Raw genomic sequence first — 17,390 nt, 5'->3', positions numbered from 1 at the left:
TCGAAGTTACAAGAAAATACGTTTGTAAACAAATCGCAATAACCAGCTTATAAATGCGGTATTCAAACAGCGATTTCGCTCTGTAGTTCTGCTAATTTTTAGGTTGTTTTGGTATTCGTTGCAAATGAGCAATAGCGCTGTATTTAATGCAGGTTTAGGTCTCACAAACGAGTTAAAATTTTAAAGTTAATTTTATTCGGATTTAGATGTTGTATCTTTCTTAAACTTGGATTCCGTATTAAAAACGGATAGTACTGACGCTAAAATAATAAGCGAAGACAGCATCAAAGACCAATATTCTTTTGGTTCTGAAATATTTGAAAACTCGACATTTATAATACTCAAAATACAAGAGATTATTATGAATATTGAAGGTAAATTTCTTTTGATCATTTTTTTGAAAATTTAAGCGAATACCTACTACAGTTGTTCAAATAAAAAAGCTGCAACCAAGCTGCTATAAGTTACTAGAACGTGTTTGTATATTGAAAGTTGCGGTTTTGTGTGCGAGGATTTTCCAAAGAAAAATCAGTAGTACGCAAAAATGCAACTAGCTTTTAGTTAAGTAGTAATTTAGCAATTTTTTATACACGGTGTTAGGTAAATTTTTTTCATTCGTTTTTTGAAATTCTTATTCTATCAATTTTTACTTCTTTATTCAAAACTCTCTTAACCTTAAAGTCATTGTTATATTCTCCTATTTTTGTTTTTTCATATATAAATTCAACAATATAATCTCCGTTTTTAGAAACAGAATATTCATATTCCGAATTTAAAGCATCAAGTTCAATTACTGAATTCGGATTTATTTTCAAAAAATCGTTAAATGTTTTTCCAACACAAAGATTATCTATGGAAATAGATTTGTCTGAAATTATGATTTCCGCAATTTCTTTTTCATTTTGTTTGCTCCAAATAAAAAAAACTTCTTTTCCATTTTTCATTAAAGTCAAACCATAATTCTCACTGTCTATTCCGTATTTCGATAACGGTTCCTTTACAAAATCTGCACTTTTTAATTTACTTTTTAAATTGTCGAGAGAAATTCTGTTTTGAACTAATTCAATAATCTTTGATTGACAAACAGATTTATTTGTAGTCATAACAAAAATTAAGATTAACGGAAATAAGTATTTTATCATTTATTATGAGTTTAATTTTGTCTAACATAAGTTTAGAAACAACTCCAATTCGACAATTTTAAATTTATTTCTCAAAAATACTAATTTTTTGAGGTGCTTTTGTTTATTGTAAAACTTTTTCGGTACTCTTTGCAAACGAGCACTAGCGGGAGTTCTGACAAGTATGAACGTAAGTTTAACATCAAATAGATGTTAAAGCTATAAGAAAATAACGTTGTAAACAACTCCCAATTATGAACTTACAACTTTTCTCTTAAAACAGCAATTTCATCACGTAATTTAGCAGCAACAATAAAATCTAATTCTTTTGCAGCAGCTTCCATGTGTTTGCGTTTATCACGAATTCGCTTTTCAATTTCTTCTTTGGGCAAATATTGTAAATCTTGTTCGGCAGCCACTTGTTTTGCATTGTCATAATGATAACTAGAAACAGCAGATTTTGTTAAGGTATCGTCTATCCTTTTATTAATTTGGGTAGGAACCATGTTGTGTTTCGTGTTGTAGGCAATTTGTTTTTCTCTACGTCTGTCGGTTTCATCCATGGTTTTTTGCATGCTGTTGGTAATTTTATCAGCATATAAAATAGCCAAACCATTTACATTTCTTGCCGCTCTACCCACAGTTTGTGTTATGGATCTGTGACTTCTTAAAAAACCTTCTTTATCGGCGTCTAAAATAGCTACGAGAGAAACCTCTGGTAAATCTAAACCTTCACGTAAAAGGTTTACCCCAATTAAAACATCAAACAAACCCTTTCGTAAATCTTGCATAATTTCTACACGTTCTAACGTATCTACATCAGAATGAATGTAACGACAACGAATATCAACTCTTGCCAAATACTTCGTTAATTCCTCTGCCATTCTTTTGGTTAAGGTGGTAATTAAAGTACGTTCGTTTTTTTCGACTCTTATTTGTATTTCTTCAATTAAATCATCAATCTGATTTAAACTAGGCCTAATTTCTATAATAGGATCTAGCAATCCTGTTGGTCTTATAATTTGCTCTACAAAAACACCTTCTGTTTTTTGCAATTCGTAATCTGCAGGGGTTGCAGAAACAAAAATAGTTTGTTGTTGCAGGGCTTCAAATTCATCAAACTTTAAAGGACGATTGTCCATTGCTGCAGGCAAACGAAATCCGTATTCGACCAAGTTTTCTTTTCTGCTTCTATCGCCACCATACATAGCGTGTGTTTGTGGTACAGTAACATGACTTTCATCGATGATCATTAAATAATCATCGGGAAAATAATCTAACAAACAGAAAGGTCTTGTACCCGGCTCTCTTCCGTCTAAATAACGAGAATAGTTTTCAATACCAGAACAATAGCCCAATTCACGAATCATTTCTAAATCGAATTCTGTGCGTTCTTTTAAACGTTTTGCCTCTAAATTTTTGCCGATCTCATTAAAATAGGCCACTTGCTTCATCATGTCTTCTTGAATTTGATGAATAGCGTTTTGTAAGACATCTGGCGAGGTTACAAACAAGTTGGCCGGATAAATATGGAGATCTTCGAAGTTTTCTAAAATGGCATTCGTTTCTAAATCGAACGATTCTATTTCTTCAACTTCATCACCAAAAAAGTGAACTCGATACCCATTATCACCATAAGACGGATAAATGGTAACAACATCTCCTTTTACTTTAAAGGTGCCACTTTTTATTTCGTGTTCGGTTCTAGAATATAAACTTTGCACCAATTGATGTAAGAACTTTGTGCGAGAAAGTAATTGCCCAACTTGAATAGGAATTACATTTTTCTTAAATTCAGTCGGATTTCCGATTCCGTATAAACAAGAAACAGATGCCACAACTAACACATCGCGTCTGCCAGAAAGTAGGGAAGAGGTGGTGCTTAATCGCAGTCTTTCTATGTCTTCATTAATAGATAAATCTTTTTCTATATAGGTTCCTGTTACCGGAATGTAGGCTTCTGGTTGATAATAATCATAGTAAGAAACAAAATACTCTACAGCATTGTCAGGGAAAAATTGTTTGAATTCGGAATATAATTGCGCCGCCAATGTTTTATTATGCGCCAAAACCAAGGTTGGTTTCTTTACCTCCTTTACTACATTTGCAACTGTAAAGGTTTTTCCTGAACCTGTAACACCTAATAGGGTTTGAAACCTTTCTCCAGAACTAATTCCTTCACAAAGTTCTTTAATAGCTTGCGGTTGATCTCCGGTAGGAGAAAAGTCTGATACTAATTTAAATTCCATCGTGCAAAAATACGCAACCTTAAAGTTTTTAAAAGCAGAGAATCATAAATTATGATATGATTTTAAATTATTGCTGTCAGATAAAAGAAACAAGAGCGCTTTACTTTTAGAGCCAACCTGCCTTTCGGTAGGCAGGGAAACAAGATTAGATTATAACTGACTTAAAATCAGAAAAAAAAACAAGGATAAGTTTTTCATTTTAAAATTAATTCTAAAAATAAAGGTATTCTTCTTAAAAACAAGTGTGATCCCTTTATTTTAAAGTGGTTTATGAATGTATTCTATTTTTAATCGGACACTAATAATTTTAAATAAATTTTAATTTTTGTAAAGTAGTAGAGTTTTTATCTTGTAAGTTGATAGAAATATAGACTGATAACAGCAATTTTAGTGATTAGTAAAAGTTCTTGATACACTCACGTCAAAAAGCTTGATCAGGCTAACTGACCTTTGTATATTTTTGAGTATTTTTATACTATGGATTTATTTTCTTCGGATGCAATAAAAAATATTTTACCTTTTGATGGGGTTACCAATTATCATGGAGTTGTTTTAGATGCCGAACAATGCGATTTTTATTATCGGCAGTTGTTCGCAAACATCAACTGGAAAAATGATGAAGCCATTATTTTTGGAAAGAAAATCATCACGAAAAGAAAAGTAGCTTGGTATGGCGCTTCAGAATATTCTTATACCTATTTTAAAGTTACTAAAACAGCCAATATTTGGACGAAAGAACTGCTAGAACTCAAAGAAATTATCGAAAAAGAAAGCAACGAAACGTACAATTCTTGTTTGTTAAATTTATATCATTCAGGAGAGGAAGGCATGGGATATCATTCTGATGGCGAAAAAATGCTGAAGAAAAACGGTGCAATTGCTTCTGTATCTTTGGGCGCAGCGCGTAAATTCTCTTTTAAGCATAAAGAAAGTAAGCAAAGAATTGATGTTCTTTTAGAAAGAGGCAGTTTATTGGTAATGAAAGAACAAACGCAAACTCATTGGGTGCACAGATTACCACCGACTAAAAAGGTGCACACACCTAGAATTAATTTAACCTTTAGAACAATTGAGTTGTAAAAGTATCAAGATGTCAGTTCGAGTAATCACGTTTTTGGCGAGATTGTATCGAGAACTAGTTTAAGTTTACTTATTTTTGCATCAAAATTATATTCTTTTGGATACTATCAATCAACAATCTACAAACCTTAATAAATACATCAGTTCTTCAGGAATTTGTTCACGAAGAGAAGCCGAAAAATATATCAAAGAAGGCAGAGTTACCATCAACGGAAAACCAACCCAATTAGGAAATAGAGTTGGTAAAAAAGATGTGGTAAAATTAGACGGACGGGATGTTAAACCAAAAGATGTTGTACTATACATTGCTTTAAATAAACCTGTCGGTATTGTTTCTACCACAGATGATCGAGAACCAAATAATATTGTAAAACATATCAATTACCCAGAAAGGTTGTTTCCTATTGGGCGTTTAGACAAACCTTCTGAAGGATTAATTTTCTTGACGAATGATGGTGATATTGTAAATAAAATTTTAAGGGCTGGTAATAGTCACGAAAAAGAATACTTTGTTTCTGTAGATAAAGTAATCACCGATGATTTTATTCAGAAAATGAGTAATGGAATTCCGATTTTAGGAACGGTTACTCAAAAATGTTTGGTAGAAAAGGTGAGTGCTAAAATTTTTAAAATTGTTTTAACACAAGGTTTAAATCGTCAGATTCGTAGAATGTGCGAGTATTTAGATTATGAGGTAACCAAGTTAAAGCGCACCAGAATTATGAATGTAGATTTGGGGTATTTGCAGGCTGGTGATTGGCGCGAATTAACAGACGAAGAAATGAAAGAAATTAATGCAATGATTTCTACATCGTCTAAAACAGAAGAAGCATCCGAAATAAAAGAACCACCTAAAAAGAAAGTTTCTAGAAAAAAATTAGCGCCAACAAAAAACGATTTTAATAAAAAGAGTGCTTCTTTCAGAAAATCATCACCAAAAAGTAAAAGAGAGAGCAGTAGTTTTTCATCAAAAAAGAAACGCCGTTAATTCAATTGCAAGGGGTTTAAACCCTTTGAAAGGAATGGTGTGTCTTTTTTAAAAACCTTTAAGAATCTTTTAGTTTCTCGCTGCTTACAATAATACTATATTTGCCCACAATGAAATTCGACCTAAAAACAACAGACCCAAAAAGTCAAGCCAGAGCAGGAGTCATTACTACTGATCATGGGACTATAGAAACCCCTATTTTTATGCCTGTAGGAACTGTTGCTACCGTAAAAGGCGTGCATCAAACAGAATTAAAAAACCAAGTAAATCCAGATATTATTTTAGCAAATACGTATCATTTATATTTAAGACCAAAATTAGAGACGCTAGAAAAGGCGGGTGGTTTGCATAAATTTATGAATTGGGATCGGAATATCTTAACAGATTCTGGTGGTTACCAAGTGTATTCGTTATCAGGAAGAAGAAAAATTAATGAAGAAGGTGTAAAGTTTAAAAGTCATATAGACGGTTCTATGCACTTTTTTACACCAGAAAATGTCATGGAAACACAGCGTACAATTGGCGCAGATATTATTATGGCTTTTGATGAATGTACACCGTATCCTTGTGATTATAATTATGCAAAACGCTCTATGCACATGACGCATCGTTGGTTAGATCGTTGCATGAATCACCTAGAAACATTGCCTTTTAAATATGGTTTTGAACAAACATTTTTTCCGATTGTTCAAGGAAGTACGTACAAAGATTTAAGACAACAATCGGCAGAATATATTGCCAATGCAGGCGCGCAAGCAAATGCAATTGGCGGTCTTTCTGTGGGGGAACCTGCTGATGAAATGTATGCGATGACAGAAATTGTTACTGCAATTTTGCCAGAAGATAAACCTCGTTATTTAATGGGTGTGGGTACACCCATAAATATTTTAGAAAATATTGCATTAGGAATTGACATGTTCGATTGTGTAATGCCAACCAGAAATGCTAGAAACGGAATGCTGTTCACTGCGCACGGAACCATTAATATTAAAAATAAAAAGTGGGAACATGATTTTTCTGCCATTGATGATATGGGTATTACAGAAGTAGATACCTATTATTCTAAAGCCTATTTGCGCCATTTATTTGTAGCCAAAGAAATGTTAGGAAAACAAATTGCCTCGATTCATAATCTTGGTTTTTATGTTTGGCTAACACGTGAAGCTAGGAAACATATTTTAGCAGGAGATTTTAGAGAATGGAAAGATAAGATGGTAAAACAAATGGATAAAAGATTGTAGTTTACAGTTTTTAGGTAGTGGTTATTCGTAATCATGAGATACCAAAAACCATCAACCAAAAACTAACAACAAAAATTTGAAAATAATAGATTGGTACATATTAAAAAGGTTCTTGGTAACATTTGTGTTTACCTTACTCATCTTGATACCTATAGCAATAGCGATAGACATTTCTGAAAAGATTGATAATTTTCTAGAACACGCAGATTTAGGTTTTTATCAAATAGTAGATGAATATTATAAGAACTTTATCATCTATTATGCGAATACTTTTATGCCTTTGGCACTCTTTATTGCGGTAATTCTATTCACGTCTAAACTAGCTAACAACACAGAAATTATTGCGATTTCAAATGCCAAGGTTTCGTTTATACGCTTTTTATATCCTTATTTTGTTGGGGCAACTTTAATTACTATTTTATCTTTAGTAATGAATCATTTTGTGGTGCCAAATAGCAGTATCACAAGAAAAAAATTCGAGAAAGAGTATATTAATAGTAGAAGTCAGAAACAAGAATTTAAATACATCAGCGATTTTAGTTTGCAATTAACAGATAGTACCTATATTTTTATCAGAAATTTTAACACAGAAACAAATGCAGGTTACGATTTTACGTCAGAGGTGTATGACGGTTTAGAGTTAAAATCTAAATTAGTTGCAGACAATATAAGATTTAAAGAAAAAGATTCTACTTTTCATTTGCAGAACTGGAGACTGCGACAAATTTATAAGAATAGAGATAGTATTTTTTCTGGGAATGCAATAGACACGGTTTTTAGTTTTACACCAAAAGATTTGATTTATAAATCTGCCTTGGCACAAGAAATGCCTTCGGGTCAATTGTATACCTTTATACAACTTTCAAAGAAAAGAGGTGTTAAAAATTTAAATGCCTATTTAGTAGAGTTTCATAAAAGAACAAGTTTGCCCATTGCATCTTATATCTTAACAATTATTGCTGTAGCGCTTGCGTTTAGAAAACGAAGAGGAGGTACAGGTGTTAATTTAGCAATCGGAATTGGATTGATGTTTATGTACGTTTTTTTAATGAAAATTTCTGAAGTATTAGGCGCTGTAGCTGGCGTAAATTCGCTTTTATATGTCTGGATGCCTAACTTCCTTTTTGGCTGCGTTGCTATTTATCTCTTTATAAATGCAAGAAAATAAAATAAAAAATTATTTGTTACTGCATCTCATTGTATTTATTTGGGGTTTTACAGCCATACTTGGTGCCTTAATTACAATCGATGCAATTCCGTTAGTTTTTTTTAGAATGGGATTAGCAGTTTTTTTTATCACACTTTATTTTTTGTTTAAAAAGAAATCTTTTTATGTTGATAAAAAAGGATTGCTAAAATTTTTGTTTACCGGAATCATCATTGCTTCGCATTGGATCTTTTTTTTTAAGGCGATAAAAGTATCTAATGTTTCCGTGGCATTGGTAACCATGAGCACTGGTGCTTTTTTTACAGCACTCATAGAGCCTGTTTTTTTTAAAAGAAGCGTAAAAGCGTTAGAAATTGTACTCGGATTAATTGTAATTATAGGGTTATATATTATTTTTAATTTTGAAAGTCAGTTTAAATTAGGAATTATGTACGCGCTCATTGCTTCTTTTTTAGGGTCTTTATTTGCCGTTTTAAACGGATTATTTATCAAGAGATATGATGCGAATCGAATTTCATTATATCAACTTTTATTCGGGACTTTATTTGTAACCATGTACTTGTTTATAAATAATAACTTTGCTGTTTCTTTTTTTAAACTATCTAATATGGATTGGATGTACTTATTTATTTTAAGCAGTATTTGCACCGCATACGCATTTATAGCTTCTGTAGATATTATGAAATATATTTCTCCTTATACCGTAATGCTCACCATTAATTTAGAACCCATTTACGCAATTATTTTAGCTTTATTTATTTTTGGTGATAAAGAAAAAATGGCACCAGAGTTTTATTTTGGGGCGGGTATTGTGCTTGGAGTTGTTTTATTGAACGGAATTATTCAGAATAAATTGGCCATAAAACAGCGATTTAAGCAAAGAGGAGGGCAAAAAAGTAAGCTCAATTAGTATAAAAAAGCAAATTTTGTAGTATGTTTGTTAGTCCAAATAACTACATCAAAATAATTATAAAATGGAATATTTAGATTTTGAAATGCCCATAAAAGAACTTGAAGATCAACTTCAAAAGTGCGAAATTATTGGCAAAGAGAGTGATGTAGATGTGACTGCCACTTGTAAAAAAATTGAAAAGAAATTAGCAACTGCTAGAAAAGATATTTATAAAAATTTAACGCCTTGGCAAAGAGTTCAATTGTCAAGACATCCAAACAGACCGTATACATTAGATTATATTAAAGCCATTTGTGGAGATACTTTTATGGAGCTTCACGGAGACAGAAATGTGAAAGATGATAAAGCCATGATTGGTGGTTTAGGTAAAATTGGCGATCAGTCTTTTATGTTTATTGGTCAACAAAAAGGATACAATACCAAAACGCGTCAGTATAGAAACTTTGGGATGGCAAATCCTGAAGGGTATAGAAAAGCATTGCGTTTAATGAAGATGGCAGAGAAATTTAAAATCCCTGTTGTTACCTTAATAGATACTCCCGGAGCGTATCCTGGTTTAGAAGCAGAAGAACGCGGACAAGGAGAAGCAATTGCAAGAAATATTTTTGAAATGACCCGCCTAAAAACACCAATAATTACCATTGTAATTGGTGAAGGTGCTTCTGGTGGTGCATTAGGGATTGGTGTAGGAGATAGAGTGTATATGATGGAAAATACTTGGTATACCGTAATTTCTCCAGAATCTTGTTCTTCTATTTTATGGAGAAGCTGGGAATTTAAAGAACAGGCTGCAGATGCTTTAAAATTAACAGGTACCGACATGAAAAGGTTAAAGTTAATTGATGCCATTATTAAAGAACCTGTTGGCGGAGCGCATGCAGATAGAGAAGGAGCTTTTATAGCGGTTCAAGAACAAATTGTTTTGGCATTTAGCGAATTAAAAGATTTAAATGATGCAGATTTAGTGTCTAAAAGAATGGATAAATACTCAAATATGGGTGTTTATAAAGAGTAGTTTTTTTGAGTTTTAGAGAAGAAAGAGAAAAGAGAAAGGAAAAAAGAGAAAAGAGGATTAGATTTAAGAGTCAAGAATCAAGAAACAGGATTAAAGAGGATTAGATTTAAGAATTTATTTAGAGATAAAATTAAAAATAAAAAAAGCAAGATTTCATTTAGAAATCTTGCTTTTTTTATTTTGCTAACCAATCACCAATCACCAATCACCAACCACTAATCACCAATCACTAACCACCAATCACCAATCACCAACCACCAACCACCAATCACCAACCACTAATCACCAATCACTAATCACCAATCACTAATCACCAATCACTAACCACTAACCACTCATTTTAAAGTCCTAGAGAAGTAAAGAGTGCTTTTAAATTAGGGTCAGAGGGTCTTGGTGCGTTGGCTTCAACAATTTTTCCTTGAGGATCAACTAATATAAATCTCGGAATTCCGGTGATTTGATACGCTTGCTGAAAAGAGTAATCTTTACCAGCCCAAAGCTGCACACCACTCATATTTCTCTTTTTTACAAAAGCTCGCCATTTTTTTTCTGCGGCATCCCAAGAGCCACCACTTCTTTGAGCTTCATCTGTAGAAATACTAATAAATTCGATATTCTTGTTTTGGTATTCTTTTTCTAGCGTTTGTAAGTACGGAATTTGCTGAATACAAGGACCACACCAGGTTGCCCAAACATCGATATACACATACTTACCTTTATAAAAATCTAAAGACTTTGTGCCTCCTTTAATATCTGTATAATTTTCAAATTTAGGAGACATTTTCCCTGCTCCCATAACCTTGTTTTGCGCATACGCATTGTCAAAATACGCAACTAACTGCTCATTTTGTCCCTTTACAGACGTGTATAAAGTACTATCTAAATCTTTGTAAGAATCTAAAATACTATCATACTCAAATTTAAGTGCAGCCACTTTTTTCTTAAATGCTTTTTCCTCTAAATCAAGTATATCTTGCGGATTCCCCATTTTCTGACTCTTTTCTATTTGAGCAACAATAAAATTGCTATTCGAAGCGCCAATTCCAGAAAATTTAAAACTTTGCATAAATTTATCGGCGTCACCTGTTAAAATGATGTTATATCCGTTTTTTAAATAAATAGGAGCCCTTCTATCTGCGCTTGTCTGAAACGTGTAAATGGATGCTTTCTCTACCTTTAGAGTATCTTTAAACGAACCATCTTTGTCGATTCTAATGGTTTTTACGATGCCTTTGGTACTCGAGATTGATATGATAGAATCTTGATTGTTTTCTAATTTTCCGGATAAAGTAAGATATTCTTTAGGGTGTTCTTGCGTGCAAGCAATCATGATGAACATACCGAAAAATAGTGTGCTTAATTTTTTCATTTTTTATTATTAAAATTCTGAACAAATATAAACTTATCTTGCAGAAAAATAGTCAAAATTGCTTGCATAAACAGCCATGAATTTGCACTTTTGAACCTCAATCAATAAAACCATGAATTCAATTCATTTCATAGATTTAGAACCGCTCGATTTAACCTCTATTCAAGAAATTATCTCTTTAGATAAAAAACTTGCGTTGTCAGATAAATCCATTCAGAAAATAGAAAAATGTAGGGCGTATTTAGATGCAAAAACGAAATCGATTTCGAAACCGATTTACGGAATAAACACAGGTTTTGGAGCGTTGTATAATGTAAAAATAAACGACCATAATTTACAAAAACTACAAGAAAATTTGGTAATGAGTCATGCCTGCGGAACAGGAGATGAGGTGCCGAAAGAAATTGTAAAGCTGATGATTTTATTTAAAGTACAAGCTTTAAGTTACGGGCATTCAGGTGTGCAGTTAGCAACTGTACATCGGTTGATTGATTTTTACAATAATAATATTATTCCTGTAATTTATACCCAAGGTTCTTTAGGCGCTTCTGGCGATTTATCGCCCTTGGCACATTTGTCTTTACCGTTAATTGGTTTGGGTGAGGTGTTTTATAAGAATGAAAAAATTACTGGAGAAGAGGTGCTAACTATTTTTTCTTGGGATAAAATAAACCTACAATCTAAAGAGGGGTTAGCACTTTTAAACGGAACGCAATTTATGTCTGCTTACGGAATTCATTGTTTATTAAAATCGCATAAATTATCGTATTTATCAGATTTAATTGGCACAATTTCTTTAGAAGGTTTTGACGGAAGAAAAGAGCCTTTTAATGCCTTAATTCATTATGCAAGACCGCACAACGGGCAAATACAAACGGCACAAAGAATCAACGATTTTTTAGTAGATAGTGAGCTCATTGATCAAGAAAAACAACATGTACAAGATCCTTATTCTTTTAGATGTATGCCACAAGTGCATGGTGCAACAAAAGATACCATACGGTTTGTGACTAAAACTTTTTTAACAGAAATAAATTCGGTAACCGACAATCCTAATATTTTTGTAGAAGAAGATGAAATTATTTCTGGGGGCAATTTTCACGGACAACCTTTAGCGTTAGGATTAGATTTTTTAGCAATCGCACTGTCAGAATTAGGAAATATATCTGAAAGAAGAACCTATCAATTAGTTTCTGGTCACAGACATTTGCCACCTTTTTTAATTGCAAATCCTGGTTTAAACTCGGGTTTTATGATTCCGCAATATACCGCTGCAAGTATTGTAAGTCAGAATAAACAATATGCAACACCAGCAAGTGTAGATTCTATTGAGTCTAGTAATGGGCAAGAAGATCATGTTTCTATGGGGGCAAATGCCGCAACAAAATGTCTTAAAATTGTAGATAACATCCAAACTATTTTAGCCATTGAACTGTATACCGCTTCGCAGGCTTTGAGTTTTGCCAAAGGAGCAACGTCTCCTTTTTTAGAGTCTATCGTAAATTCTTTTAGACAGGAGGTAACTATTGTAGAGGAAGACAGAGTGATGCACACCGATATTGTAAATGCTTCTCACTTTATTAGTAATTTAGAAATTGACAGTCAGGAGTTGTTTGAGTAGAAGTTAGCAACTTAATTTGTGGAAAATGATCTGTAACTTACTATTGTTTGCCTAATTTTTGGTATTCTTGGCGCTAGTTTTGTAATTAATAGGGGTAGCGTATTTCTTTTTTTTAGCAAATAGTGTGGGTTTATTAAAACTGATTGGCAGTACAAATCGAGGTTAAAAGCCTTATTAAGAATCAATAAATCACCAATAAAGCAAGATTTCTAATTAGGTGTAAACGTTGCTGCAAGAAAAGTAGAAAGGGAAGACGGAATAGTTAAATATAATGCTTGTTCCTAAAGTAGCGTAATGATAATTTTCAAAAAGAGTAGCTGTCTTGTTAAATTAAAAGATAAGCTTAAAAAGTAGATTCACTTACATCATTAGGTGCTCCAGGTAATTCAGCCTGTGCTTTTAGCGGTTTTAAAATTATATAAGTTGCAAGTTTATTTAAAGCCTTATACGCATTGTAATCACCTGTTTTTTCATCAGCTTTTTCACGAACGATGACACGCTCAATGATTGCTGTGTTTTTTATATTTTTTTTCATGCCTTTAGATTTTATATATGTTAGTTTGTTGAATATTTTTTGATAAATTCACTTTTTTGAGCTCTGAACTTTATAATTTATCCGCTTTAGCGAATCTTACTAATTGGATATTTTTACTATTCTTAAAATTTTCAAAAGAGAAATTCATAGCCCTTACTTTAGTTTGATTGACGATTTTTTTATTTCTAAAGCTACCATTTGTACATTAGAATTACTTTTTTATCGATATGTAAGATTTTTGTAATGAATAGACGTTTTTTTTGAATCGACATAAGAATTAACTTTAATTGTAGTTTTTAAAACGATGTTATTATTTATAATTATAAAACATATTATTGCTAAAGATCACTATATAGAAATTCGCAAGTACTATATAGGACTTCGCTTTTTTTAGTTATTCCGTTGCTGTAAGAATCGCAATAAAACGATTTCACAACACTAGATAAAATTAATTGTTCGGCTTGTGTTTGTTTATAAAGTTCACGTATTTGGTCGGCTTGTTCATATGAGGGTATGTGAGTTTGAACAATACTATGTACTACTTTATCTTGTATTGCCCTTTGTTTAGTTTTTTCATTATTCGCGCAAAAAATAGCAGTTGCACTACGATGTTACTTCATCTAAATCTATTCATATCGTGAAGATTTTATTTATTTTAAGATTTCAGATTTTAGTCGATCATCCTTTAAACGAGCTTTTTTTAATTGGTTATAAACTAATTTATAGGGTTTTGTAATTGGTCTATATGCAGCCCATGTATAACCAACACCAGAATACGTAAATTTTAAAATAAGAGTTTCTACAGCATCCATATCAGCAATAGTCAATCTAATGTAATTATTGTTTTCAATAGTACCACGAAGGGTAACTGATTTACTTTCAAGAATGCTAATCTTACCAGAAGGGCTATTTATGACTAGATTATTTATTTGGTTAAGTGGGCTATCCACTAAAACCTCATGTGCAATCACTACATCGCTATTTTTAGTGGGGATAATTCCACCAGCCCAAGTTGATCTATGATTCCAGCTGCCATTCTGAATGGATGTAACGGTTTGAGATACCAGGATTAAAGAACTCATAAAGGAAATTACAAATACTATTTTTTTCATTCTATTTTAATTAGTGCAATTCAATTCTGAAAAATAGCGAAGCCATGAATTCAAAAATTACACAATGAACCTGCCTAATCGGCTGGCATGCTTATCCCGTTTTTTGTACCGAACCTGGTTTTCCGGAAAGCAGGCTTGTTTCAGTATTTAGCGGAATCTTGGGTTTTATTCTTCGACGTTCTATGTTATACTATTAAGAGGATATTCTTTTTTGATCTCTCAATGGTTTTGCTTCGAGGTTGCTCATTAAATTTAGAATTCTTTAACAATTAATTAAAAATGAATACGGACTTTGGTTAACAGTATCATAAATATCGTTTGAGGGTAGCATCAATACTATAGAATTGTGTGCTGTTATGGATTACATAAAATAAGGTATTAAAAGAAAGAGATTTTTTGATCTTGGCTTTTTTTTATAGCCTATAAATTTCATTTTTAATGGCATACAGCACCAAACCAACTCTATTTTTTACTTGTAACTTTAAAAACAAATCACTTCTATAATGATCTATTGTTTTTGGACTCAAACACATCTTATCAGCAATTTCTTTATAGGTTAACTCCGAACAAGACAACTTCATGAAAGTAAGCTCCTTCTTTTTAAAAATAATTTTTTGTGCTATATTTTCGGAAATAGATTTCATTAATCAATTCGTTATATTTTTTTAAAAACCTGAATTTGCAATTCTAAAGACTTGAATCAGACTATTAAAACGTTATCAATCTTCCGGTTTGGTCTCTTTTCTTTTAAATTTAAAAGGATGTTTTATTTGCTTTAAATACTCTCTGTACTACCGCCCCTTACTTTTACGCCTCATAATGATTGGCTTTTTTGAGGAGTCGTAATTTGTGAATCTATTTTTTAGATTTTCAAAGCGTAGTAAACGATTATTAAAAAAAGCAACTTTAAGCTATTACACATTCTAAAAATATGTGTGGGGAAAATATACTTAAAGTCACAATTCTAAAAAAAAAGGAACTCAATAAATAAATAATTACTATTAAATTTTTTTCTAACGATAATCTTTAATGATTTATAGAACGTCAGTTCACGGGCTCGTGCAATCAAAATTGGTCTCCGTTTATGAGTGGTAACTATATATTTTAATGTGTTAAAACTTCCGAACAGCAATATCATGCTATATGAAGTTCCACAATCACTACATATAATACGTTTTCCAAAAGGATGAAACCTACATATAATTTTTTTTCTACTGATGGCTTCAAGTATATTGTTGTTTTTGCAAACAAGGCATTTCATTGTTTAGTATTTTAAGCAAATAGGTTTATATTTTTCTATTTTGGAAATAAATGTTTTTAACATACGCTTCATCTTTTTAAAAAAGAGCTCTTGATTTTTGGCAAGAAAGCCATTTATTCACCCAATAAAAATAACTAGTAACACTGCGTAGTTTTGGTGTTAAGTAGCAATCGGTCGTGCAAGAGAATAAGCGAATCTATGGGAAGATAACGCAATTTTTTGCAGGTATTTTAACCGATACTATTTTGCCTAAATTGAATTAGAAGATGGTAAATACCTTTAAAATAGCAGCATTAAAAAGAATTAGCCAACATTAAATTTTAGAGTAATAATGGCACATGAGAAAGTTCTTGAAAAAAAAATCAGGAAATTTTTATAAAATATAGCCAGCTGTAAATAAAGAGGTATGCTTTTAGAAAAAAAGCTAAAAGCATTTCTGATGCAATGATTTTTAAGGCACCACAATACTGTTAAAAAATGCTAGTTTTAAGTTTCTATATATTTTGGCAACCGCCTAGCAAGTTTAAAATTTTAAGAGATTTATAATTTCTAAAAGAACCTAAATGCAGTGTTGAAAGGAGCGATTAGTTTTTGATTATTTTTGTATTTGTAAGTAGTCCTATTTCTAGCCAATTTATTTTTATTTGGTAGTATTATTTTAAAGGTACTACCTTTAGCGACTTCACTTTCAACCCAAATTTTTCCTTGATGCCTGTCAATAAATTCTTTACAAAGAGACAGGCCTAAACCACTACCTTCTTCGTTATGGGTGCCAAGAGTATTTGAATATGCCTGATTCGTGAAAAACTTTTTAGCTTTTTGTGTTTCTATTCCTATACCAGTGTCAGCTATGCTAATTTCTATTCCATCTTCTCTTATAAAGGAATTGATTCGAATTATTCCTCTTGAATTTGTGAATTTTATGGCATTAGAAATAAGATTTCGAATAATTATTTTCAGCATATTTTCATCAGCGTAAACCTCAAGTTCTTCTGTAAAATCATAACTTAAAGTAATTTCTTTAGTCGCTACTAATAATGTTTCAAGATCTAAAATATCACTAATAACGTCTGATAAAGACAAGAAGTCTGGTTTAAATGTAATTTCAGTAGTCTGAAAGCGTACCCAATTTAGTAAGTTATCAAGTAAATTAAGTGTTTTTTGGCTTGCTGAATGTATAATGTTTAAATATTTTTCAGTTTCATTAAAGCTGTTATTGTTCACGTTGTCAACTAACAAACCTGTAAAGCCTATAATCTTATGAAACGACGATCGTAAATAATGAGCAAGAATAGACATCAGTTTTGTTTTATTTCTACTCACTTTTTTTACCAAGAGTTCATTTTCTTTCAACTTCGTAATATCCATCACAATCCCAAAAGATTTTAATAGATTTTCGTTTTCATCAAAATAATAATTACTTTTAATTTTAAGGATTCATGATTTTTAAATAAAGCTCCATGTATTGGTTAAAGGAGAGATTAATCTTTTGTTGCTTTGATGCCTATACACAGTACCATTCAAGGAAAATCTATTTTTATTTGGTAGTATAAGTTTAAAGGTACTACCTTTTGCAATTACACTTTTAACGTAACTATTCAGCCATTTCCGGTAGGAACGGATTTTTGCTAAAAGCAAGCTGAATATTTTCTAGTACTTTTTGTTTATTTTTTTTGAGCGTTGTAATATATCCTCTAATTCTAGCAAAATATTGTGC

At 31.9% G+C, this 17,390-nt stretch carries 14 protein-coding genes; 7 read left to right on the top strand and 7 right to left on the bottom strand.

The genetic code is table 11. The features are described from left to right. Nucleotides 1–611: 611 nt before the first annotated feature. Nucleotides 612–1,142: a hypothetical protein gene (locus ES044_RS14435; protein WP_147120069.1), complete on the bottom strand. Its 531-nt coding sequence runs from the start codon at nt 1,140–1,142 to the stop codon at nt 612–614. A 239-nt stretch (nt 1,143–1,381) separates the two neighbouring features. After that, nucleotides 1,382–3,370 carry an excinuclease ABC subunit UvrB gene (gene uvrB / locus ES044_RS14430; protein WP_147120068.1) on the bottom strand — a complete coding sequence of 663 codons (1,989 nt, stop codon included), beginning with the start codon at nt 3,368–3,370 and terminating at the stop codon, nt 1,382–1,384. Between the two features lie 477 nt (nt 3,371–3,847). Between uvrB and ES044_RS14425 the strand changes: the two genes are divergently transcribed. The 6 genes from ES044_RS14425 (at nt 3,848) to ES044_RS14400 (ending at nt 9,775) form a co-directional block, all read left to right on the top strand. Further along, nucleotides 3,848–4,450, top strand: a complete 603-nt coding sequence (locus tag ES044_RS14425; RefSeq protein WP_147120067.1) for an alpha-ketoglutarate-dependent dioxygenase AlkB family protein — start codon at nt 3,848–3,850, stop codon at nt 4,448–4,450. Nucleotides 4,451–4,547: 97 nt separating this feature from the next. Then, nucleotides 4,548–5,438, top strand: a complete 891-nt coding sequence (gene rluF / locus ES044_RS14420; RefSeq protein ID WP_147120066.1) for a 23S rRNA pseudouridine(2604) synthase RluF — start codon at nt 4,548–4,550, stop codon at nt 5,436–5,438. 110 nt (nt 5,439–5,548) lie between these two features. Further along, complete coding sequence (tgt, locus tag ES044_RS14415; protein ID WP_147120065.1) at nt 5,549–6,679, top strand: tRNA guanosine(34) transglycosylase Tgt; 1,131 nt, start codon at nt 5,549–5,551, stop codon at nt 6,677–6,679. 76 nt (nt 6,680–6,755) lie between these two features. Beyond that, complete coding sequence (locus tag ES044_RS14410; protein WP_223269222.1) at nt 6,756–7,847, top strand: LptF/LptG family permease; 1,092 nt, start codon at nt 6,756–6,758, stop codon at nt 7,845–7,847. Further along, nucleotides 7,834–8,757 carry a DMT family transporter gene (locus ES044_RS14405; RefSeq protein WP_147120064.1) on the top strand — a complete coding sequence of 308 codons (924 nt, stop codon included), beginning with the start codon at nt 7,834–7,836 and terminating at the stop codon, nt 8,755–8,757. The genes ES044_RS14410 and ES044_RS14405 overlap by 14 nt, the downstream gene beginning before the upstream one ends. Nucleotides 8,758–8,821: 64 nt before the next feature. Next, nucleotides 8,822–9,775, top strand: a complete 954-nt coding sequence (locus ES044_RS14400) for an acetyl-CoA carboxylase carboxyltransferase subunit alpha (protein ID WP_147120063.1) — start codon at nt 8,822–8,824, stop codon at nt 9,773–9,775. Nucleotides 9,776–10,115: 340 nt separating this feature from the next. Here ES044_RS14400 and ES044_RS14395 read toward each other — a convergent pair whose 3' ends face one another. Then, the gene (locus ES044_RS14395) at nt 10,116–11,144 is read right to left on the bottom strand and encodes a TlpA family protein disulfide reductase (protein ID WP_147120062.1); all 1,029 of its coding nucleotides are present in this window, start codon (nt 11,142–11,144) and stop codon (nt 10,116–10,118) included. A 112-nt stretch (nt 11,145–11,256) separates the two neighbouring features. Between ES044_RS14395 and hutH the strand changes: the two genes are divergently transcribed. Then, a complete protein-coding gene (gene hutH, locus ES044_RS14390) occupies nt 11,257–12,765 on the top strand; it encodes a histidine ammonia-lyase (protein WP_147120061.1) in 1,509 nt (502 codons plus the stop codon). Between the two features lie 343 nt (nt 12,766–13,108). Here the strand turns inward: hutH and ES044_RS14385 are convergent, their stop codons facing one another. The 4 genes from ES044_RS14385 to ES044_RS14370 all read right to left on the bottom strand — a co-directional run bounded on the left by ES044_RS14385 (nt 13,109) and on the right by ES044_RS14370 (nt 17,041). Beyond that, a complete protein-coding gene (locus ES044_RS14385; protein ID WP_147120060.1) occupies nt 13,109–13,300 on the bottom strand; it encodes a hypothetical protein in 192 nt (63 codons plus the stop codon). 650 nt (nt 13,301–13,950) lie between these two features. Then, entirely contained in the window at nt 13,951–14,412 is a 462-nt protein-coding gene (locus ES044_RS14380; protein ID WP_147120059.1) for a hypothetical protein, read from the bottom strand. A 413-nt stretch (nt 14,413–14,825) separates the two neighbouring features. Next, on the bottom strand, nt 14,826–15,056 hold the full coding sequence (locus tag ES044_RS14375) for a response regulator transcription factor (protein WP_147120058.1): 231 nt from the start codon (nt 15,054–15,056) through the stop codon (nt 14,826–14,828). A 1,166-nt stretch (nt 15,057–16,222) separates the two neighbouring features. After that, nucleotides 16,223–17,041: a sensor histidine kinase gene (locus ES044_RS14370; RefSeq protein ID WP_147187326.1), complete on the bottom strand. Its 819-nt coding sequence runs from the start codon at nt 17,039–17,041 to the stop codon at nt 16,223–16,225. Nucleotides 17,042–17,390 lie beyond the last annotated feature (349 nt).

The organism is Polaribacter sp. IC066, assembly GCF_007997085.1.
Classification (GTDB): Bacteria; Bacteroidota; Bacteroidia; order Flavobacteriales; family Flavobacteriaceae; genus Polaribacter.
This window is presented reverse-complemented; position numbering and strand designations above follow the sequence as displayed.